The following is a 1,275-nucleotide window of genomic DNA, read 5'->3' on the forward strand; positions in this document are numbered from 1 at the left end:
CCATACGGGCGTCTCGGAGTTGATGACGTTGATCATCAGCCCCCTCGTCCCCAACCGCCGCCGCCCGCAAGGAGCGCACCGATGAGTCGTCCCGACCCCGAATTCCTCTGGTACTACGTGACGCACGACGGCCCCTACCCGTGGGAGCCCGAGGGGCGCCGCGACATCCGGCTCCCGGACGTCACGGCCCTCGCCTCCGCGCTCGACGGACTGCCCTACAGCGGCGCCCTCCTGTCCACCACCGGGCACAACGTGTGGGTCACGGGCACCACCGCGGCCGCCGTGACCCGCCGCTTCCGTCCACTGCTCGCCCTGCGCCCCCAGTTCACCTCGGTCACCGAACTCGCCAACATGGCCCTGAGCTTCGACGACCTCTTCGACGGCCGGCTGATGATCAACGTCATCAACTCCGAGACGCCCGTATGGCGCCAGCACGGCATCCGGCTGGAGAACGACGAACGCTACGACCTGCACGCCGAGTACTGGGAGGTCTTCAACCGGCTGGTCGCGGGCGAGACCGTCACCTACCGCGGCCGCTACGTCGACGTGGAGAACGCACGCGGCAACCCGTGGGTGGCACCGCGGCGGGACCACATCCCGCTGTGGTTCTCCGGATCGTCGCCCAAGGCCCTCGACGTCGCGGGCCGGTTCGCGGACGCCTACCTCACCTTCGCGGAACCGCTGGAGCAGCTCCGGCAGAAGACGGCGGCCGTCGGGGAGCGGGCGGCGGCCCACGGCAGGTCGCCCCGCATCGGCCTGCGCGCCTCGCTGATCACGGGCGCCACCGACGCGGACGCCTGGAACAAGGCGGACCGGCTGCTCGCGGCGACGAGCAGGGCCACCCTCGACCGGAAGCTGGGCCTCATCGCGAAGGGCGGCAACGGCGGCGGGACCTCCGTCACCCAGTCGCGCGTCTTCGCGCACCTGCCGTCCAAGGCCCTCGACGTCCTCAGGGACGGTGGTCTGCCCGCCGCCCGGGACCTCGCTCACGACGCACACCTCTGGCCGGGGATCTCGCTGCTCCAGCAAGGACCGCCGATGGCCCTGGTCGGCGGTTACGACAGCATCGCCGAGCGGCTGAAGGAGTACCACGCCGCCGGCGTCGACATCTTCATCCTCGACTCGCTCCCGCTGCTCGAAGGGGCCTACGAGGTCGCGGAGAACATCATCCCGGCGTTCGGAACTCAGCGAGCCCGGTGAGCCCGGTGAGCCCGGTGCGCGACGCCGCGGTGACGGCCCGCGGCTGCCCCACCCCTGAACCCGCCTCCCCCCAGG

At 71.4% G+C, this 1,275-nt stretch carries 1 protein-coding gene; it reads left to right on the plus strand.

The features are described 5' to 3' along the window. Positions 1-81: 81 nt before the first annotated feature. Complete coding sequence (locus tag LCE31_RS39680; protein ID WP_225023149.1) at positions 82-1,200, plus strand: LLM class flavin-dependent oxidoreductase; 1,119 nt, start codon at positions 82-84, stop codon at positions 1,198-1,200. Positions 1,201-1,275 lie beyond the last annotated feature (75 nt).

Origin of the sequence: Streptomyces sp. 8L (assembly GCF_020176795.1) — a bacterium.
Lineage (GTDB): Bacteria > Actinomycetota > Actinomycetes > Streptomycetales > Streptomycetaceae > Streptomyces.